Source organism: Candidatus Dependentiae bacterium (genome assembly GCA_040878395.1).
Lineage (GTDB): Bacteria > Babelota > Babeliae > Babelales > Vermiphilaceae > JAKBEL01.
This window is the reverse complement of sequence record JBBDMI010000008.1, coordinates 90,948-113,520: the sequence shown is the minus strand read 5'-3', so window position 1 is coordinate 113,520 and position 22,573 is coordinate 90,948. Positions and strand designations below refer to the sequence as shown.

Sequence of the window (22,573 nt, the reverse complement as noted above, 5' to 3'; positions counted from 1 at the left end):
TTTACAGGATACTGGCTTTGATTTAAATTATGCACTTCAATATTGAATGTGCGTTGAATTAAAATGTACAGACTCACCAAAAAAAGAATATGGGTTAACATCTTGCAGTTCTATAAATTTATTTTGATGTACATCATATATCTCAATACGACAACATGACGTGATAATTACCCTATCGCCTGCTTGATTAAATCCAAAATTTAAAAATCTTTCATCTTCACTTATACGACGAATAATACTACTATCACCGGTCTCAACATCCAAAAGACCGATAGCGCCGGCAGTTGAACTGAAGATTATTTTATCTCCTGTTTCATTCAAAATCGGATTATAAAGATGAAAAGCATCCTTTTCTGAAAAAAACACATCGTGCTCTTTTAGTAAACCGGTTGCTATATGATAACTGAATATTGGACTATATACCGGATTAAAGTATGTAAAATATAGATGCTCACGCTTATCATACAAAAAATTTTGACTTAAATTTAAATAAATAGGCATTTTTTGATACTTATTTTTAACCATATCATAGAAAAAAGTTTGTCCATGCGTCCGAACAACAAAATATCGATTTGAATTATCCAATCTCACAACCGAAGCCACCGAGGAAATACGTTGCTCAAATCGGTTGGATCCGCCTATAGATAAAAAAGAATTATTTATAGACGTGAAACGTTCATGCATTATCGGCCTTGCTAACTCAGGAGTAAGCTCAACAATATCTTGAAAGCGATACGTTTCATCTTGAGCCAACAAATCGATACATGCTTTTTGCAACGATCCATTATCAAGATAATTTGCTTGCTTAAGCAAAAACAGCAATTCATCTGTCTTTAACTTTGAAGTAAATCTTTCAAGCCTACTGCGCAATCTTTCATCGGTTTTATCTCGATAAACATTTTCAATAGCATGCACAAGTAATCCTGTTTGATGCTTATCCATACCTTTGAAAATATGATCGACAACCTGTAGTTTATTTCCTGATAAACAATCTTGCATGACATGATCAAATGTACCGCCTGCAACATCAAATATATCTTGATCACATCTTATATTTGCTCGTTTAAAGGTTACTCTACCATCTTTCAATGCAACACAAAAATTCGGTGTATAAGATATTCCAACTTCTTGAGCAGTATTTCTTTTTCTTTTTGTGCCCAAAGAATTTTCTGTATCCATTGCGCTTGCAAAAGGCATAACTAAAAATTGAGCTATAGTTATAATTTTTCTAATTTTTTTCATACAATTAACTTTCATGATTCAAAATTCACACTATTCTAAAAACAGAACGTCGTATATCATGCTAAAAGATGTATGAAAAATTACTTGTTATATGAAAGGCACTGCAAAAAGCTCGTGTTCAGTGGAAACCAAAAGCTCATTTTCTTGATCATTAAATACAACTGACTGTATATTATCTTTTTTATAAACTTGTTGAAACAAACCTGTGAAAGCATTAAATAATAAAATGCGCTTATTAGTCAATAAACAATACCTATCTTTGGATCGGTTGAACATACCAGACTGGCACTTCTCACATGCATCTACTTTAAAAACTGATCTTAAATCACGATTTTGTATGCTATAAACATTAACAGCATTATCTGTACATATTATAATCTCTTTTTCATCTTTACTAAAAAGAGCTGATTTTATATTTTTGTTACCAATAATAATATCATAAATTCTTGGATTTATCGTATCCAAAAGTATAACTCTATCTTCAGTCCGAATAACCATAATGTTTTCTGCACGACTTAAACAAAAAGATCGACAATATTCATCTGGTTTAGCACGGAAAATCGCTCTGTTTGAAAGGGTCTCAAGGTCATGATGAATAATGCGCTTACTTGTGTGAATAACTACAGATGATTCTGATTGATCAAAATCTGCATTCCAACAAGCTTCTCCAATGCACTTGTTCAAAGAAGCATTAAAGAGCACTTTATATGCTTTTTGATTTATATCAAAAAGTAAAATCCGCTTATTGGTACAGATTAAAATACTATTTTCTGTTCGATTAAACTTTGCAGATACATATATTTCAGAATGATCTCTTTCGACTATTGTTTGATTTTTATCTGCTTTTATATCATGCAGTAAAATCCGTTTATCCGTACAAATCAATAATGCATCTTCTAACGCATTAAAAGAAACTGACTGATGACATTCCAATGGGTCCAAATTAAAAATATATCTCAGTCCACTTCCCTCATCTTCTTTTACAAACAGTTGATGATTAATATCAAAAACTGCTTTTCTTTTTGTCTTATTAAACCACATATCACGTAATACTTTGTGCGTAACCGTAACCAAAGATTTTTTTGTCGGCACAACATCCGGTTCTGAAACTAATAACGATGATACTTTCATTTTTTTTAAAGATTGATCTACTGATGCATCAGTATTATTTCGCTTATGGCCAAGGTAGCTTTCAAGAAATACTCCATTTACTTGATCCATTGCAACAAGACTATTCCCTTGTGTACAAAATAATGTAAAAAATAAAACATTTATAATATATTTCATGAAAATAGCTCCAATTTCTTCAAGTTAACCGGCAAAATATCGTACATTTTTTTTTCTTCATCTGATACTAATTGATATGCCTCTTTTTTTCTCCATGCTCTCGATGCTTTATATATGAGATCAAACTGTTTTATCATATGCGATTGAGGGAATGCAACCTTGCACTCCTTCAAATTATCCCAAAAGAGCTCTTCTGACATGAAAAAAAACGGCCAGACTAAAACGCGATTACTCGTTCCTATAATTACTTTGTCACCTGCATAATTAAAATCGGCACAAGAAACCACCTCATCTCGCTCTTTTTTGAAACTAACTTTATATACTTCATCCCGCAAATCATAAACAAAAATATGCTTATCAGTGCGTATAAGCATTTTATCTTTTTGAACATTAAATTTGACATGTAACCAGTAATCTTCAACATTATTAAGCAATAATAATTCAGGGATTTCAAATCTTTTAGATCTTCCTGTTTCAATGTCATGTATAATTAAATCATTTTGAACAACAATAAAAACTTTATCACCGTCACCATTGAAAGTTGTATATTTAACTTCGCTGCTTTCAAACACCATTTCATCATCACCTGATTCATCCGGCTCATACTCTTGACCTTCTTGAATTGCATCATCATCTTCCAAAGCATGGTCATCATCACTTTCATCAACAACTTGATCTAGTAAAACCACTATCCCATTTTCCTCATAAAACTCTTGGCCTTCATCATTTACATGTATTACAGGGTCCTCATCATATGCATCTGTCTCTTCTTCAGATTCATCAGATTCTTCAAGATCCTGCACATCCTCCATTTCAACATCCGAAACATCTAACTCATCAGCTTCTTCAGACTCTTCAACTTCTTCTGCTTCATTTATAGAATACATTTGCTTCATTCTACTTGTTGTCATATCATAAAGAACAACTTGCTTATCCGTTTTAATAAGCACACGATCTTTATTTTTATTTAACGTTGCTCTTTCAATCTCTTCATCAACAGATGCTTCAAAAAAAATATCTGTTTTATTTTCTTTAATATTCCACCTGAGGACTTGCTCATTAGTGCACATAAAAATTTCTTCTTCACCGTATAAAAAATAAGGCCTTTGCACATACCTAGCACCTTCTAAATCAATAGAAATATCAAGCTCTTTTTGTTCTATATCTCTATAAATCACTTGCCTATCAGTACAGATCAACACCTTCTTGCCATCACAATTAAGACTCACCATTTGTATATCGCCCATTTCCTCATCAATAAAATGTCGATCGAAAAGCTCATCAGCTGATTCATCCTCATCACTATCTTCAGACAAACCTTCAAGATCTGCATCTTGAACATCTTCATCACTATCTTCCATTTGCAATTCATTATCTGCTGTCAATGCGGCTGCTGTGATCAAACCAATAGCAACTGCAGCTTCCAAATCATCTGCATTTACCTCTTGACCTGCCTCAGCCTCTTGTCCTGATAACAACTTTTCCTCTCCTGTATTTAAATCCCAAAGAAAAGTTTTATTATGATCTGTTTGAATAAACACTTTATTGCCATCAAGGCTCAACTCAGCAAATTGGATCTCTTCATCATCATATCCATCAGGAACAACAAAATAATCATCATATTCATTATCTTGCAAGTGAAATCTTTTTTCGCCTCCATTTTGCAAATCATAAGCCAATAAGCCTAGATTTGTTTTTACTATAACCTTTGTTTCATCAAAACTAACAATCATTTCTTCTATTGTTTCAATATCATCATCAACTTCAAATAAAACGGTATAACTATCACATTGCATATCATATATCAAAATTTCTTGAGCAGTTTTTATAAATAAATGAGCTTCATCTTCCGTTAAAATTATATCATCATAAAAGGTTGCACCTTCTTTTCGTGCAATTTCTTTAATATGTATTTGTCGATTAATCAATTGATTTAAACGATTAAATCGCAGATTCAAAATAGGCAAAATTAATTCATAAGGCAATGTATAAACTTGTTCAAAACTATACTTTGATCTTTTTGCTAAATATGTGCTACAAACTTGTTGAACTGAAGGCATATCTAAATAATTAGACTTTCTAAGCAAAAAATCCAGAAAATCTACTCCATAGCGACTTACAAGTGATGTAACATGATTGCAATCTTCATCAACCATGGAGATTTTATCAAAGTATACTGCCTGAATTGCATTAATTAACACACCTGCTTGCTCTTTAGACAATGACTTAAAAATTTCATTGATAAAATGTACTTTTGACTCCGCAGGACAATCAAGGACCGCATTATTAAAGGTACTGCCAGCACAATCAAACACTTTCAAATCACAAGTGATATCTTCTTTTACATCTTCAGTTTTTTTGATTACTACTGTTTGATTATCTTGACCGGTTAAAAAAACACAAAGATCTGATTTTTGCATTGGTTCTTTTTTTTCTGCGTCTTCTCTTTTTCTTTTTGTACCTATTTGGCTAGCCGCTTGAAACATTTCTTGAACGTCTAAATAACGAGCAGCACGTATAGATTTTTCTAAATCATCAGAAGTCGCAGCTTGATAATGAGGCATTAATGATTGAACAATTTCTTTAGCTTTGATGCTGTTTTTTCTTTGTTCCGAAACTTCATACATTAATCCAATTTGATCCTCCAACAACTCATTAGAAAAATGGCTCAAATCAATTGGCAGATTCTCTTTTGCTTGATTTTTTAACGTTTCTGAAATAGATGCTAACGATTCTGGAATTAAAAAGACAGATCCATCAGCAGATCTTAATTGTATTGGACGATATTCTTTAAACTGTGCTTTTACTAAATCGAGTGATTCTAAATGATCTGCAGCAAATAAATAAAAAATCGATAATATAAAAAATGGTATATATGATTTCATGTTTTTACCCTTCGGTTAAAAGTTCAACCGAAGGATATCAAGAAGATTTTTGTAATACAATATAAAATCAATATATTCTAAAAAACGTTATTAGAAAAACCACTTCACATTACAAAAAATGAATATCTAAACCGATTCACACTAATTGTGGCACGATTACCTATCAAATAAATAAATGTACTTGCTTGAATACATCAGGCAAACTATGATACATAGGAACTTCTTCTGATCTTACAAGATGCGGCTTATTGCATTGCCATGCATGTGATGCTTTAGTAATAAAATCACATTGTTCAGCGTTTAACTGCTGTAATAGCGGTATATCTGAAAGAGTCCAGTTAAGCAAACGTTCATTGGTTTTTATTAATACAGATTTTCCTGAATCATGTAATTGAACATCATTCCAAAATTCTTCTAATCCAAAAGCAAATACACCTTTACATTCACCTGAATAGCTATTGTAAAGTAGTAAACGCTTATCCGTCTTGACAACAATCATACTTCCATCCTTACTGAAATAAACCTCTTGCAAGACCTCATCTAATTTTTTTTCAAAAAAAGGAATTAAACGTTCCGCATCAATATCATACACAAAAACACAATTATCGGTACTAATCAAAATTTGATCACCATTTTGATTAAACATTGCATTGAGCGTTTCATACAAACCTACCTGCATTTTTTTTTGGCATTCCTGACTTTCAACGGTATATAAAAAAAGTTTATTTCTTGCTTTTATCAATACTTTATCACCCGAACTATTTAAACAACATATTACTGATCTCATTAAATCTAAATTAATAGAACCTATAAGCGACACATCATCAAAAAGATCAAAAAGCAAAGCCCGTCTATTAGTCTGAATCAGTAGCCTACGACCCTCTTTATTTAGCGTTGCACATCTTTCACCCATACGTTCACTACGATTCTTGTAAAAAAGTTCAGTAGAAGAACCATCCTGTTCATCATACATGTATACACTACGGTCAGTTTCAATAAATAACTTATTTTTTTGCCCTTGATATGAAACATATCTAATAAGTTGCCCCAATTTTGTATTAAAAATTTGCTCACATTTACCAGTTTTTATATTACATGCATACATATGATTCCTAGAGTGTAAAAAAAGATGCTTTTGCAAAGAATCAAATATTACAATTTGTGGACTTTCGCGCATATGTATTCCAGTCATTATAACCGGTTTACATTTTTCTATATCATAGTTTATTAATCTTAAGTTTGTTAAAACTACTGCGTGATCACCCACTTCGTTAAATGCATAGCTGATTATATATTCGTCATCCTCCATTTTAACAATTTGATGATAGCGTTTTCTTTGTAAATCTAATACATATATTTTATTTACTGATGTACGAACTAAAAAGCCTGTTTTTGTTTGATTAAATAACATCTCAGAGTAGAATTGTTCATCATCATGTAAAACAAATAATTCCTTACACTCATCTGTACAAAAATTATATTTCAATATACGATTTGATAGCTTTATTATGAGACCATCAGCCATGAGACTACATTTTTTAGCCTCAAAATAAACCGAATCAGTATAGTCACAAGGAATTAAAATTTCTTTATAAATCCCATTTTCAACATCATAGAAAAAAAAACGTCCACCATCTTGTACTATATATAGTTTATTTAACTCATCAATGGCTTTAATAGACATACTTTCCGATACTGAAATTTGAAACTTAACTAATCCGCCACGTTTTAAAAGAAGTCGATCAAAACAATCAAATCGTGACATTAAAATCGGTTCTGCCAATTCATAAGGGAGCTTTACTATCTCACTAAAATTATATGATGCATTCTGCACTAATAAATCACTACATTTTTCTTGCAAAGCAGGAATATCAAGATAATTCGCTTTTTTAAGCAAAAATAGAAGATCATCTTTTTCTAGCTTCGATGTGAAAAATGAAAGATGTTGTTGCCAGCCATCTATATCTTTTTTATCCCTTGAAATTGCGCTGATTGCTTTGATAAGTAATACTGTTTGATCTGCATCTAAATCTTTGAAAATCTGATTTATAGCCTCTAGTCTATCTCCTGTAGGACAATCTTGTATAACATGAGCAAAAGTACTACCGGCACAATTAAATATTTCTTGGCTACAACGTATACCTACTTGCTTAAAAAGTACTGTATCATTTTCCAATGAGGCACACAAATCATCTGCATCAAGCATTTGAACATCCTCACCCTCCGTTTCTTGAGTCCCAAATACGTCTCTTTTTCTTTTAAAACCCAACTGATATATTGACTGTTCTGTTTCAGAAAGATTTAAATTTTGTAAAAAACTTCCATGATTTATAGACTGATCTTGCGATATATCATCTCCCTTTAACATTTGAACCACTTCATCATCTGCTTTTCGTCGCTTTTTTTTTCGACACATATTATGCATCAATTCGGTCTGTTTTTTTAAAGCAACACTTGAAGCAGACATAACCCCTTTTGCTGTCACATGAAGGCCTATATCGTTCTTTGGAATAATAGTTTCTCTATCCATTGCAAAAGCACAATACATAATAAAAAATTGAAACATACATATAATTTTCTTTAAGCTATGGTTCATAAATAAGCCTTTACTGTTTTAACTGTTTCAAATCCAAAACAGCTTATAGCATATCATTAAAAATGTGTCTTACTTAAAAAAAATATTTTATTTCAAAATAAACACAGTATTAAAACGAAAAAACCCCGAACCAAAAAATATTTTTTAGTTCAGGGAACAATAGACTTAAAATATAAAACTCATTATCTGCTTGTTGCAAAACTTACACGTGTTTTACGACCACCAAATTTCTTTTTATCCAATGCACGTAAAAGAGCTCTTGCACAATCTGCAGGCACAGTGAAAAAACTACGCTTTTTAATAACACGTAATTTTGCAATATCTTTTTCTTTTATTTTTTTTGATGAAAGAATGAATTGAAGTACATCCTCTTGACTAACGCCATCCATCGTTCCAACATTGAGCATTAATTCGCACATATTGTCAGCAATTTCGTATGAATCTCTTGCATCTCTATTATAAGAACGTGAAGTAGTTTCTTGAGGTGCTGTGATATCTTTTTTATGTGAATCGAATTTACCAAATTTATCTGAAAGGAACTGAAGCATGCCGTCTACTAATGCATCTTTTGAATACGATTCAATTAATGGACGTAAACGTTTTTCCATATCAGATGATACTTTTTTTTCATCTTTTGATTCCAAAGATGCCAATGCTTGTTTTATACGAACATCAAATACTTGCTCAAAAGTTGGCACTTCAAGCTGACTGATTTCTGACGTGAATTTTTTAGCTAATCGTTTTAGACGACCAATCTCACTTCGATTTATAAATGAGATAGCAATACCTTGTTTTCCTGCACGTCCTGTTCTACCAATACGGTGAACATAACTTTCTTGATCGCGCGGTAATGAATAGTTAATAACATGAGTCAAACCGGCAACGTCAATACCACGGGCTGCAACATCAGTTGCCACTAAAATAGTAATATCTTTACGCTTAAACTTACTAATAACTTTATTACGCAATACTTGGCTCATATCACCATGTAATGCATCAACTTTGTAACCACGCTTTGCCAACTGTTGTGGCAATTCTGCTGCCAATGCTTTTGTTTCAGTAAAAATGATACCATAAAAGTCCGGGGCACAATCAATAAAACGTGAAATTGCTGTCACACGATCTCTTGATGGAACTATAGAATAAAATTGCTGTGTATTTTTTGTAGTAACCGCTTTAGGACTCACAGAAATAACTTCAACATCATGCATATGTGCGGCTTTAATCTCTTTAATCCCCGCCTTAACTGTTGCTGAAAACAACCAAATGCTTCGTTTTTTTGGCGCACGAGATAAAATAAAATCAATATCCTCTTTGAATCCCATATCAAGCATGATATCAGCTTCATCAAGTACTAATGTTGTGAGTGTATTTAATTTTAAGGTGCCACGACGTACATGATCCATAACACGACCGGTTGTACCAACTACAATTTGTACACCTTTTCTCAGTTTTCTTTCTTGATTCATCATAGGCACACCACCATAAATTGCTTCAATGGTGACCGGTTTATATTTGGCAACTGATTCTAGAGCTTCAACAATTTGAGTGACCAATTCTCGTGTTGGTGCAATCACTAATGCTTGTATATGCTTTACTTCCGGATCAACTCTTTCAATCAATGGAATTCCAAATGCAAGTGTTTTACCGGTACCAGTTTGTGCTTGGCCATGAAAATCGGACTCTTTTTTTTCAATTAAAGAAGGAATAGCCTTCTCTTGTATTTCAGTTGGGCTCACAAATCCAAGCTCTTGCAAAGCTTTTTGCATAGATGGACTTAAAGATAAATCGGTAAACTTAGTCATTTTGGAAACTCCATTTGGACATGAAAATTTGTTTTTTGTCTATTTTTTGCTACTTGTCTAAAGCTTATATTAAAAAGTATACCCCACTCGCTTTATCTTGTCAAACTGAAATTATATCCTTTTAATCTATTTTTACCTAATATTAATAATTTTTTTACATGTATCTTGCTAATCTGGATAGAGATATGTAAAAATAATAGCGCTGAAGGAAAGAAATGAAATATACAACAATAACAAAACATGCTTTCATATTATTAATAAACTGTACATTTATTACTCAAACAGAATCTTTTTTTTCACAGTTACAGTTTAGCTTAAAACAGATAATAAAGAGCTTTTTTATCGTATCCCCTCTCACAAACGAACTCAATCAAAAGAAAATCCTTACACTCCATAATGCAATGCAAGGACAATATCGTTTTTGCAAGTCAATACAGGAATATCATCGACAGCTGGAAAACGGTACAGTAATTGATTATGTTAATCCATACCAACAAGCTAAAGCACCAATTGATTCAGTCCTTCTTGTAGAAAGCTTTTAAATATAAACTCCTAACTCCAACCAGACTTACTGAAATTAGAACACCTGATTCTCCATTCTTATTTCAATAAAAAACTAACATCTACAAAACAGCTAAACTAAAAGTCATAACTGTTTTTTGAAATATTTGCTGACAAGCTTAACTAAACTTAGCTAAGCTAACAGAGATACTTTTTAAATACGGAGAAAAACATTGAAAAAAGCAAATCTTCATGAAGCAAAAACTAACCTTTCTAAATTAGTAGAACTGGTTGCCAAAGGCCAGGAAGTTATCATTTGCAAGGCTGACATTCCGGTAGCTAAACTGGCTGCATTTGATTCAAACAAGAAAAAACGTGAACTGGGATCTTGGGCGGGAAAAGTTGTCATCGAAGATGATTTTGATATATTACCCGATGATTTCATGGGACACTTCCAATTAAAAACATCGTTGAAGATATTCCATTCATTACCGCTAATAAAATAATACCTATTAATCGAACTATTGCTTTTTACCCCCCCCCCGAGTGATAACATAAATATAGCTTTGCTCAATGTACATTATTAAGCTAATATTATCTATTTATGACTAAATCTCTCAAAAAGGATCCTTGTGATAAGATTCAAAAACTGTTTTTTATTTTTAATACTGTATGTCTCATGTACTGTCGCCAATCCCAATCAGCTATCAGTACTTATTAACAATAAAGAAAAAGTTGCCAATAATAACATTAAAAATATTACTTTTGTTTCTGTCCCCTTTTATGGTCATTTCAATATTTTAATGAAATCATCCATATATTTAGCTGCTCAGAAACAGTACAATATCCGCTTTATTATAACCGGATGGGAAAATATTCAAATTTTCCCTGAATATATTAAAAAACTTACCGATGCCGGCATTCAAGTACATATTGTAAATGATACATCTTTAACTTCTTCCGCTCCGATGGTTTTCACTTTTCCACGCACGGTGCATCTTGTTGATAAAACCATTGAGCTTATAAAAGGGAGCGATGTTATCATCTATGATTTTTTTGCACTTGAAGGTTATTTTGCAGGACAAGCATTAAATATCCCGACGATATGCTCTATTCCAGCGATTGTGGGCCCTTTTAATCCTAAAAACAAACAGTTTATCGAAGGTATACAAAACAATCGCCCTTTAATTAATCAATTAGAAAAAAAGTTTAATATACCTATTGCCCGGAATCTTGAAATGGTTTCCGATGCATTTTTATTGCCCTCAGAAAATGAAAATATCATTTGGTCATGGCCTAAACTTATTAAGGCATCAAACTATCAATGCAATCGAAACTTAAAAAACGTAACTTTTGTCCGTCCTGAAAAATTAAAAACGGAACCATATACAATCAAAAAAGCACCTCATCAAAAACTTATTTATGTTTCATTGGGAACAGTAGTAACGAAAAACCTTTGGAACAATGTCCCTGCGGTTCACACATTTGTGTCACATATTTTTGATACACTAACTCAAAAATTAGGTAATCAAGAAAAATACGTTGTGGTGATTTCCGCAGGACGTAATCCTCAAGAGATTATGCCTAATCCGCCTTCAAATTTTCATATTTTCGAATCAGTTCCGCAAGGAACTATACTTGAACAGGCTGATATTTTTATAACTCATGGAGGAGGCAATAGTGTAAATGAAGCTATCGATACTGAAGTTCCCATGATTGTAATACCTTTTTTTGGAGATCAACATCTGAGCGCACTCAATATTCAAAAACTCAATATCGGTATCTCTTTCCTTCATAAGCCTAAAAATAGAGAAGCTGCTATTAATACTGAATCCGGACTGTTTGAACGCTCAAGCCTCAAACCTTTATCAAATCTTACTAAGGCTCTACAAAAAATAATAGATAATGAATATTTATATAAACAGAATTTAAAAAAAATAAAACAAGATAAACCGCACCTTGAATCAAGCATTATCAATAACAACTTTTTATTCACATGGAATGAAGGAGATTTACTGTATGGTACTAATGCGGACCGCATTGCCTTTGCAAAAAGATTAGAACTGGAAGATTATTTTAGGATCGGAAATGTTAAACCATTTTCTAAGCTATTTTCTGATAGCTGTAATATTAACGCACTACCAAAATTAGTCGATCAATATAATGATGTCTTGCGAAGTCCTGCATATCAAGAAGAGGTAAAAGATAAAAAATTTGTCATATATAATCAATATCTAACTGAATATCATACATTTCTGCATAATTTCCCCATATACCTTGAGCCTTTTGGACGCTATCCGGAACAAATTCCTTCGGATGATTCTCCTGAATTGGAAACCTTATGGAATATGTGTTTAGGCGGCCTTCATTTTTTTATCTCCAAAGGAATAACTGTTCATTTTGTTATCAACAATTATGACGCGCGTATTAATAAAGCAACAACCAAAGAAATAGAATGGATTAAATCAAAATGGAAAGAAAAAAACGTAAAAGATCATGTCATCTTTTACGTAATAAAAAATGATTCTATACAAATTGTTGATCCAGAAAAAGCTAATTGGTTTCAATCAAAGCCTGAACAATGCTATAAAAACTTGGTTCTTATATCCATGCCCGGCAGCGGTAAGGGCACATTCTCTCACTATCTTACACAAAATTATAACTATGTAAGCATTTCACCCGGAGATATTTTTAGAAGCGAAATCAATAAGCAAACTGAATTTGGAAAAAAAATACAACCCATTATTGAAAAAGGAGACTACGTTGATGAAAAGAGTGTTCGTAAAATTATTACGGATAATATATTAAACATTCATAAACAGAAAAAACTGTTTATTCTTGAAGGATTTCCTCATTCAGTTGAATCATATGAATTTTTACACAATTTTTTTCAAGACAATAATTTACTTGATAAAGTATGCTTTGTAGAGCTTAAAGCGAGTGATCAAACCTGCATCGATAGAATATTAATGCGACAAGTTTGCAAAAATTGTTCTCATATTTATAATTCAGCTTCACTTCCTCCTGCAAAACCAGAGATCTGTGATTGCTGTCAAGGCGAACTATGGACTCGACAATCGGATACTAAAGAGATCGTACAGAAACGCTTAGATTATTTTCATACTCAAGCTGAACCGATCAAACAAGCTGTGAAAAAAAATTACCCTATAAAAACTATTGATACAGAATGTTCTTTAGAAAATTTACCAAAAGTGTACAATAAATGCATAAAATCTGTTCCTATAAATCAAGCTAGTCCTGACAAAAACAGCTAAAAACACCTTTGCAATAAGCCTTTCAACCAATCCATTGCTTTTTACCCCCCCCCAGTGATAACATAAAACTAGTGATGTAAACAAATACATGTTTTTTCTAAAAAGGAGACTAAATTATGAAAAAACTATTATTAACAGCAATTATGCTGCTTTCAGCTGGGCAAATGTTTGCACTGTCTGTTGGTGGAGCCCAGGCTGGTGGAGCCCAGGCTGGTGGAATTTCATTCGATTTCGATCTAAAGGGTCGTAAGGGTCGTAACGTCCCTACTTACAGGGAATGCGTACCTGCGGGCTACACGACAAGCCCTAACGAAATTCCTGTTGGTGTAAGTGCAAGCGGCACTCTAACCAAAGTTAGCAAAGACCATCCCGCTTACAAAAAGTTTCAAGAATGCTTGAAAAAAAAGGGCATACTATACCCTGATATTTATGAGCTTTATCGTTGGATAACGGATAACAAACGAGTAATGTAAACTATTATAAAAAGAGCCTCAATACATTGAGGCTCTTTTTATCTAAATAATCTTACTTTTATAAAACAAGTTACTTCAAACTCACCGATACTGAACCGATTTTAGCTTCAAGATCAACATCAGCATAACCTTTACCTAATACTACGCTTGCTTTGTCACCGGCAGGTTTTGGTTGCCCTTCTTTGAGAGGTTTACGCATCCATTGCAAGCCACCATCAGCAATCGTGCCCGTTTTTGATTCAGCCTTAACCGTTGCATTAACCTCTAATGGCAATGAAACTTTTACATTCCCTGCACCGGTTTTTGCATCAATTTCTTCTTTATGCGGCAAAATACGTTGATCAATAGTAATTGCACCACTGCCTGATTTCGCCTCTACTGAGCCTCCGGCATTGGTCACTTGAATACTTCCACTGCCAACTTTCACATCAGTTTTTCCAAAACCATCTGCAGCATATGCAATTTGAGCATCTCCTGAACCGACGCGCACTTCAACTTCTTTGCGTGCACCTGAAATGGTCACATTGCCTGATCCAGCTTCAGCTTTCATTTGACCTTTTATATTTTGAATCACGATATTACCGCTACCAACTTCTGCATCAACCTCAGTATAACGCGGCACCATAACATTAAAATCAATACTTGCATTTGCAACACGGTTGAGATTATCTGATCTCACTTTTGCCTTTGTTTCTTTATCACTAATATCAATTTTTGCATCAAATAAAGCCATTTCTTCTTTTGTATTTGCACGTTTAGTAACCTCTACCGTTACCTTATTATGTGTATCAGAACCAACAACGGTCACATTTCCTGCACCACTTTCCACCTCAAGCTCACCGCGCGCATCAAAGTCATAACTAAACAGTTTTTTTTCTTCTACCCGTGCCAATGCCTGTGCACATACAAGCAATAAACCCGTATGTAATATAATTCTTTTTTGCATAATAACATTCCCTTCTATTTTATATAATGATACTCATACTTTTTTTCTTAAAATAAGTTCATATTGTTTGCCATGTGGACCATCAACCCAATGATAATCAGCAAAACCAATTTTTTTTAATGCTCTATAACTTCTTATATTATCTATATCAACTCGCGCCGTAAAATACAATGCATTCGTAATTGAAAAATAAACACGAGATGCCAACATCATTGCTTCTTGAAAATAATTACGCCCCCAATAGCTTGGATGCAACCAACAATACAATTGACCTGCATGCTCAGCACCACGAATTTCAATTGCACCAATACAGTTATTACGTTGTTTATGAAATATAATAAAAAAAAAAGTTTGCTCTATACCAACCAATGAAAGACGCTGCAATAAATAGGTATACTCTGCATCTCTACCGGAAACATGTAATGTTTTCTTTATTTCATCTACAAATGCATCTAAATAGGATGATATATATCTATAATGTAATTTACGTAAAACAATATGTGAGCCAATAATCTGCTCCATAATAACCTCCATACGACACAGCTCCATTTATATATATTGTATAAAGTTCTTGTTCCATTTTACAAGTAAGACCATTAAAACAAGCATTTTACTATTGCAAAACAGTCAAATTCCTTTATCATAATTATTGAAAGATCAGCTTAACGTAAAAACATTCATGGAATATTATGCATCAAAAACTTTTTTTAATAGTAACTATTTTTTCAGCAACATCTCTTTTGAGTGTTAATTTTGATAATCCAAATGATAAAAAAAGAAGAATAGGAACTTTGGTCGCTCCTATGACCGCTATATTAAGACATCGTAAAAGAAACTCTCAAGACTACCTAACTCCACCTGTTGAAATAGGTGGCGTTAGTATTCAAACAGAAAAAATATAAAAAAAAGAGCGACTCTTGTGAGTCGCTCTTTTTTTACTTCATTTTTTAATATTTTATTCCACTGTTACTGCTTTTGCTAAATTACGTGGTTTATCAATATCACGCCCCAATACAAGTGCAATTTGATAAGCAAAAAATTGCATAACACCGGTCATCGCGAGCGGTTCGAGCAATGGTGCAACACGCGGAACAATAAATACTTTATCGGCTAGTTCAATCAATTCATTTTGTCCTTCAAATGCAAAAATAATCAAATGCCCTTTACGCGCTTTAACCTCTTGCGCATTGCCAACCAATTTTTGATAAATAACCGGATCTTGATGTGAAAAAAGGACAATTGGCGTTTGTTCATCAACCAATGCTATCGATCCATGTTTCAATTCACCTGCCGGATAACCTTGTGCGAAAAGGTATGAAATCTCTTTCAATTTTAGTGCACCTTCCATTGCAAATGGATAAGTAACATGACGCCCCAAATACATCACGCGTTGTGATTGTGCATATTTTGTTGCTGATTCTATAATTTCAACTTTATAAGTTTCAATTGATTGTTCCAATACGTGTGCTGCATGCAATAGATCCTGTTCTGCTTGCGCCATCTGCTTGCTATCAATATGTCCACGATGCAATGCAAACCTATTGGCTAACCAATATAATACCGTAAGTTGTGTTGAAAATGCTTTTGTTGATGCCACTGCAATTTCAGGACCGGCTTTGGTTAACAGATGCCCCTCTGTTTCACGCACCATAGAACTGGTTTCAACATTGGTCAAAGCGGTTGAATGCGCACCAAACTTTTTAAAATAACGAATCAACTCTAATGTATCAGCTGTTTCACCCGATTGAGAAATTGCCATAAACAGACTATTGGTAGACGGAAAAAATTCCATATAACGAAATTCAGAAGCAAGGTGTACACAAGTCGGCAATTTTGCAATTTTTTCAAAAAAGAATTGACCAATGCGTGCTGCGTGCCATGAAGTGCCGCATCCGAATAAATTAATACTTGATACTGTTTCTGCTTGCACCTGTGTTAAACCAAGCTGCTCCCAAATAGTGTCGTCCAAGCCTTTCAAATAATTAACCGTTTTTTCAATTACCGCTTTTTGTTCATACATTTCTTTGAGCATAAAATGTTCATGATCAAGTTTTTCATAAGCTGAAGGTTGCAAGGTAACTGTTTTAGTTTCAACCAATAAAGCATTTCCATCATAATCATACGAAGAAATGGCTCCCTTTTGCACTAATGCAATTGATTTTTCCGGCAGGAAAAACACATCACTGGTTTTATCTGCAAATGCCAAAAAATCTGATGCTATATGCATGCCATCCTCTCCAACACCAATACAAAGCGGTGATCGTTGACGAGTCACAATTAAAGTATCCGGATAATCTTTATGCAACGCCACAAAAGTACATGCTCCATTTAATTGACGCACAGTATTTAAAACTGCTTCTTTTAAATCATCTGTTTGTTTTAATGCATCATCAAACAGATGCACAATAACTTCAGTATCCGTTTCTGTTTTAAAGGTGTACCCTTTTTTAACTAATTGTTCTTTGATTTGAAAATGATTTTCAACAATACCATTATGAACCAATGCAAAAGTAGCATCATCATTCATATGGGGATGAGCATTTGTTTCATTTGAAACACCATGCGTTGACCAACGAGTATGCCCTAATGCCGCATAACCATCACATGGTACAGCAAACACAGCTTCCTTAAGTACCTCAATTTTTCCCGGTTTCTTTATCGATATAATATCATCAGTTACCACATCATATACAGCAAATCCAGCAGAATCATAACCGCGATATTCCAATCGAGCCAAACATTTGAGCACATGCGCTTTGCACAACTCTGATCCAATATAAGCAAAAATACTGCACGAATAATTAATATGATGATTAAAGAATAATGCACCAATAAGCATAAGTTTTGACAACTTCATATGCGGCTCCTTTTTTTGGTTATATAATAGAGTAACTATACTATAGAATTTGGTAACCTAAAACAACTAACGTATTGTTCTTTTAGGGTTAATGGAACTTTAGCACGCAAACATATGGCGTCATTTTTTTTGCCATAAACATCTGACACCCATCCATTATACTGTTCAAATTTCAGCTCAGTTTCCAACATGCACAGCACCTTATTTCTATACATAATCAACCAACTATCTTGTTCTTTTTGCAATACAATTTTCGGTGAAAATACAAAGTTTAAAACAGGAACTAAATCTGAGTTCATTTTTGAAGATTCGTTTAATGAATCATATATAAACAAAGCTTTTTCTTCTATTTTTAATTCACGATTCAAAGTGAGTCCAACATTATCATATAATATATGCGACTCTTTTAATATTTTATCATCATCATAATGTATATATTTTTTTTCCGGCAATGACAAGGCAAACAATCTTTCATCAAAATCTGCCTGCTCGGTACCCTTGAAAAACATAACATTATGCTGTTCTACTGAACGGAAAAAGTTGCGCCATTTTGCAGATGCTGTATAACAATAACTTCCCGGATCTACCAAAATTGGAATCCCATCAATGGCCAACGTTACACTACCTACATCATTATGAAAATGTCCCGAAGGCTGTCTATTGTTATATACATGATGACGCAAACTAACATGCCAAGTCCTGTTTTTTAAAATAGATAAACCAAAATCTACAAAATGCTGTAACTCATGTCTGTCCAATCTGTTTTTCATTTGTTGCACTATACGATAAGGCAAGCCACAATATAAAACTTTACCTGAATCACTATCACCTATAGTTATCATATCTTTAGTATTAACATTACAAGCATCAATAAAATCAAACATCTTAGCCAATGTCTGCATAAATGATTGCGGCAATGAAATATGCAATTGATCACACAACAGATAAAACAAATAAAAAAGTTCCGTAACTAAAACATGGTAAGATGTCGAACCCTCATAACTTGTACCATCTAGTTGAATCTGTTTTTCAAATTCTTTTAGAACTTCAGACACAACCCAATCTTGTTTTTTTTGCATACCATGTAGATCACCAAAAAACCATGTCAAATAAAAATAACCAACTAAATCTGAAAGATAATGATTTGAAGTGCGACCGTCATAATACTCCCATGTATTCTCAAGATAATTCATATGATCATACAATAAACAGATATATTGTTGCCAAAAATTATTATCGATGTGTGCATGCTTGAAATAATCAAAAGCAATAATTAAATTTATTGCACGAATGCCAACTTCCATTGGACACAACCAATTAACGCCAAGCAAATATGCATTTTGATTACACCAATCGATTATTAGTTCTTGAAAATAATCAACAAACTTTTCATCTCCAGTCAACTTAAATGCTTGCCCTAATTGTACAAGCATTTGCAAACGATTAAGCTCCCAAACAACACGCACATCTTTAACATGCCGGTCAGACTTACCAGCAATTATTTGAATTTCATTAAAGTACATATCTGGATCAAATACACAATCGGTAGCATCATTTTTTTTTAATAAAAAATCGGTATGCCAACGATCTTTACTTTTAAATATAATCGACTCATTAAATAGTAACCATCTGTTTTGCACAATGTTATTTGCTGTATTTAATATTTCATTCGATGTTATATCTTTTAAATAATCATTTAAAAAAATTAAATTATTTTTTTTAAGTTGCTCAAAAAATTGAACACAATTAATTACATATTTACTTTCAAAATCCTGCCAATTAATTGCAGCATTTTTTTGCAATGCATGTTGTTTATTTTTCTGTACAAATCGATGAATTAAAGAACGATTAGATACGATGCGCCAGCACTCTCGCGGACCAACTTGATATATTTTTTTTAGTTTTCGTTTTAAATAAAACATAGATCTTTATTTTGTTATCATTGTTTCAAAATTACATAGATAAAATATAACTAAAAACAAAAAAGTGATAGCGCTGTTAAAACAAACACTATCACTTTATAAAATAATTGATCAAAATTTATTGTAAACGTGTTCCATTTGGAACTTTTGTAACCGGAGAATTAATATACACTTTACCATTTTCATCTTTTGAAATAAGCATCATCCCTTGAGATTCAATGCCCATCATTTTACGCGGTTTTAAATTGGTAACAAAAATTGCTTGTTTACCAATAAGATCTTCTGGAGCATATGAAGCTTTTATTCCGGCTAAAATTTGACGCATACCTTTACCACCAAAGTTCACTTGCATTTTAAGCAACTTGTCTGATTTAGGCAATTCTTCACATTGCTCAATGGTACCAACTAAAAGCTCAACTTTAATCACATCATCAATAGTGATATGATCATCATCTGTTTTTTTTACTTCTTTTTGTTCAGCTTTTTTCAAAACTTCTTCTTTCGGTTTTGGCTCATGTTTTTTAAATAACGCTGCAATTTTACTCAACATAAAAGTTCTTCCTTTCCAGCTTAATTCAAGATCTTCAACAATATTATGATTTTCTTTTATTTCAAACTTCACACCAATACTTTGTAACAGTTGCTCTGACTTTTTTGGCATAATTGGCCACAATAAAGTAGCTACAACACGCAAACTATGACAGGTGACACTAAGCACTTGCATAAACGCTGCTCTATCTGTTTTGGCCAATTTCCACGGCTCTTGTGCATGAAAATAAGCATTTATTTGATGAATAAACTTCCATAGACGAGACAGGGCCATATGAATTAAGTTTTCACTCATATACTCAGTGAAATCTTCAATGACATTCCAGCTTTCATTAACAACTTCCAATGCAGACTCTGACCAAACTTCCGGATCAGTGATTTCCATTGCATCATTTTTTTCTGCCAAACTTGTCATACGATTGAGTAAATTACCCAAATCATTTGCCAAATCAGATGTAATCGTTTGCTCCAAATCTGCAATAGTAAAATTACTATCATGTGTTATGGACATATGACGCATCAAATAATAACGAACTTCTTCTGCACCATACGCTTCTTTTAATACCATTGGATCAATAGCATTTCCTAATGATTTAGACATTTTTTGTTTATCAACCTTTATCCATCCATGCACCAACAATTGTTTAGGAAGCGCTAAATTTGATGCCATTAAAAATGCCGGCCAATATATTGCATGAAAACGGACAATGTCTTTACCCAAGACTTGTGTCGCTGCCGGCCACCACATATTAAACTCTTTTTCACGTCCTTCTTGTCCATAGCCAATTGCAGTAATATAATTATTTAATGCATCAGCCCAAACATAGGTGACATGTTCTTCATCGCCCGGAAATGGAATCCCCCACTTGACTGTCTTGCGTGAAATGCTCAAATCTTTTAAACCTGATTTAACAAAATTAATTACCTCTTTTGCTCGCTCAGGTGGACTAAAGAAATCTGGATTTTCTTCATAAAACTTAAGCAGTTTATCTTGATAAGCTGACAATCTAAAAAAGTAGGTCTCTTCTTTTATTTTATGTAATTCTCGTGAACATGATGGACAATGCAAATCTTGGCCTGCTTTTTTTTGTTCATCAATTTCAGTATCTGTGACAAATGTTTCACATGGCGTACAATACCAGCCTTCATAATGTGCTTTGTAAATATCACCTTTTTCAATTAAATCTAAAATCCATTTTTGTACCGCTTTTACATGTGCAGTATCAGTTGTACGAATAAAATAACTATACTCAATATCATAGGCATGCCACGTATTTTTGTAAGCATCGATAAAACCATCTACAAAATCTTTAGGTGATTTTCCGGCCTTTTCTGCCGCTTGCGCCACCTTTTGACCATGCTCATCGGTCCCGGTCAACATAAATTTTTTTTTACCTTGCAAACTGCCCCATCTCGCAATTACATCTGCAAGCAAGGTAGAATATAATGAACCTAAATGTGGTTTTGCAGTAACGTAATAAATTGGAGTAGTAACATAACAACTATTTTTTTGTGACATGGGCATCAGATCCGAGTTAAAAAAATCATAATAAATCAAACTAAATGCAGATTCTATATCTTATGTAGCTACATTAATTCCCAACTCTATCATTCCTGCGCAGGCAGGAATCCAATTTAATATTGATTGTATAATCTTGCGACACTCTTTTTGTCAATAAAAAAACACTAGATCCCTGCCTACGCAGGGATGACAAAAGAAGAAAATATAAACATCTTAAATGTTATAGCCACCTTAGAACTTTAATAGCATTTTTACTACTTCCATCATATCCAAAAACCACCTTTTAATCAAAAAAGGGCCCCATAAATGGAGCCCTTTTTTTAGCATAAATTGCTTACTTAATGATGTTTAAACACCACGCAATTCACTCATAATGGTTTTTAACCAAGATATAACACTTATATCAGTGGAATTAATACCATCAAGTGTACTGAAAATATCTGTATTACTGAATGCTAGATCAGTTTTTGAACCGACACCACAATCAATATGCATAGTTGTTTCATTAATAATTGGTAACAAGCTAGTATCTAAAGCCAAGTTATCCACCTTACTATCAATCGCATCCACAACACTTTCTGTTGTGCATACTTTTTGTAATATCTCATCTGAAACACTACTGATTCTATCAACAGTACTGTTTACTGCATCAATTGCGCTACCACCAACATCTAGATTATCAAGCTTACTGTCGATTACAACAACATAACTTT

At 33.2% G+C, this 22,573-nt stretch carries 16 protein-coding genes; 5 read left to right on the top strand and 11 right to left on the bottom strand.

Features of this window, described 5'->3' with window-relative positions:
- Positions 1-36 precede the first annotated feature (36 nt).
- The 5 genes from WD055_03930 to WD055_03910 form a co-directional block, all read right to left on the bottom strand.
- On the bottom strand, positions 37-1,242 hold the full coding sequence (locus WD055_03930) for a hypothetical protein (GenBank protein ID MEX0849354.1): 1,206 nt from the start codon (positions 1,240-1,242) through the stop codon (positions 37-39).
- An 87-nt stretch (positions 1,243-1,329) separates the two neighbouring features.
- Positions 1,330-2,529, bottom strand: coding sequence for a hypothetical protein (locus tag WD055_03925; GenBank protein ID MEX0849353.1), 1,200 nt, complete (start codon positions 2,527-2,529; stop codon positions 1,330-1,332).
- Positions 2,526-5,414: a hypothetical protein gene (locus tag WD055_03920; GenBank protein MEX0849352.1), complete on the bottom strand. Its 2,889-nt coding sequence runs from the start codon at positions 5,412-5,414 to the stop codon at positions 2,526-2,528. Before WD055_03920 ends, WD055_03925 begins: the two co-directional genes overlap by 4 nt.
- A 163-nt stretch (positions 5,415-5,577) precedes the next feature.
- Complete coding sequence (locus tag WD055_03915; protein ID MEX0849351.1) at positions 5,578-7,980, bottom strand: WD40 repeat domain-containing protein; 2,403 nt, start codon at positions 7,978-7,980, stop codon at positions 5,578-5,580.
- Between the two features lie 212 nt (positions 7,981-8,192).
- Positions 8,193-9,815 carry a DEAD/DEAH box helicase gene (locus WD055_03910; GenBank protein ID MEX0849350.1) on the bottom strand — a complete coding sequence of 541 codons (1,623 nt, stop codon included), beginning with the start codon at positions 9,813-9,815 and terminating at the stop codon, positions 8,193-8,195.
- 215 nt (positions 9,816-10,030) lie between these two features.
- Between WD055_03910 and WD055_03905 the strand changes: the two genes are divergently transcribed.
- The 4 genes from WD055_03905 to WD055_03890 all read left to right on the top strand — a co-directional run bounded on the left by WD055_03905 (position 10,031) and on the right by WD055_03890 (position 14,064).
- Positions 10,031-10,357: a hypothetical protein gene (locus WD055_03905; protein MEX0849349.1), complete on the top strand. Its 327-nt coding sequence runs from the start codon at positions 10,031-10,033 to the stop codon at positions 10,355-10,357.
- Positions 10,358-10,549: 192 nt separating this feature from the next.
- A complete protein-coding gene (locus tag WD055_03900; protein ID MEX0849348.1) occupies positions 10,550-10,822 on the top strand; it encodes a type II toxin-antitoxin system Phd/YefM family antitoxin in 273 nt (90 codons plus the stop codon).
- Positions 10,823-10,948: 126 nt separating this feature from the next.
- On the top strand, positions 10,949-13,591 hold the full coding sequence (locus tag WD055_03895) for a nucleoside monophosphate kinase (GenBank protein MEX0849347.1): 2,643 nt from the start codon (positions 10,949-10,951) through the stop codon (positions 13,589-13,591).
- A 116-nt stretch (positions 13,592-13,707) separates the two neighbouring features.
- Entirely contained in the window at positions 13,708-14,064 is a 357-nt protein-coding gene (locus WD055_03890) for a hypothetical protein (GenBank protein ID MEX0849346.1), read from the top strand.
- Between the two features lie 70 nt (positions 14,065-14,134).
- Here the strand turns inward: WD055_03890 and WD055_03885 are convergent, their stop codons facing one another.
- Complete coding sequence (locus WD055_03885; protein MEX0849345.1) at positions 14,135-15,010, bottom strand: DUF4097 family beta strand repeat-containing protein; 876 nt, start codon at positions 15,008-15,010, stop codon at positions 14,135-14,137.
- Between the two features lie 33 nt (positions 15,011-15,043).
- Positions 15,044-15,532, bottom strand: coding sequence for a GNAT family N-acetyltransferase (locus WD055_03880; protein MEX0849344.1), 489 nt, complete (start codon positions 15,530-15,532; stop codon positions 15,044-15,046).
- A 167-nt stretch (positions 15,533-15,699) separates the two neighbouring features.
- Between WD055_03880 and WD055_03875 the strand changes: the two genes are divergently transcribed.
- A complete protein-coding gene (locus tag WD055_03875) occupies positions 15,700-15,912 on the top strand; it encodes a hypothetical protein (GenBank protein ID MEX0849343.1) in 213 nt (70 codons plus the stop codon).
- A 53-nt stretch (positions 15,913-15,965) separates the two neighbouring features.
- Here the strand turns inward: WD055_03875 and glmS are convergent, their stop codons facing one another.
- The 4 genes from glmS to WD055_03855 form a co-directional block, all read right to left on the bottom strand.
- The gene (gene glmS, locus WD055_03870) at positions 15,966-17,867 is read right to left on the bottom strand and encodes a glutamine--fructose-6-phosphate transaminase (isomerizing) (GenBank protein ID MEX0849342.1); all 1,902 of its coding nucleotides are present in this window, start codon (positions 17,865-17,867) and stop codon (positions 15,966-15,968) included.
- A 35-nt stretch (positions 17,868-17,902) separates the two neighbouring features.
- On the bottom strand, positions 17,903-19,789 hold the full coding sequence (locus tag WD055_03865; protein MEX0849341.1) for a heparinase II/III family protein: 1,887 nt from the start codon (positions 19,787-19,789) through the stop codon (positions 17,903-17,905).
- Positions 19,790-19,907: 118 nt separating this feature from the next.
- Positions 19,908-21,896, bottom strand: coding sequence for a methionine--tRNA ligase (gene metG, locus WD055_03860; GenBank protein MEX0849340.1), 1,989 nt, complete (start codon positions 21,894-21,896; stop codon positions 19,908-19,910).
- 312 nt (positions 21,897-22,208) lie between these two features.
- Positions 22,209-22,573, bottom strand: a 365-nt coding sequence (locus WD055_03855; protein MEX0849339.1) for a hypothetical protein, incomplete at its 5' end; no start/stop codon positions are given.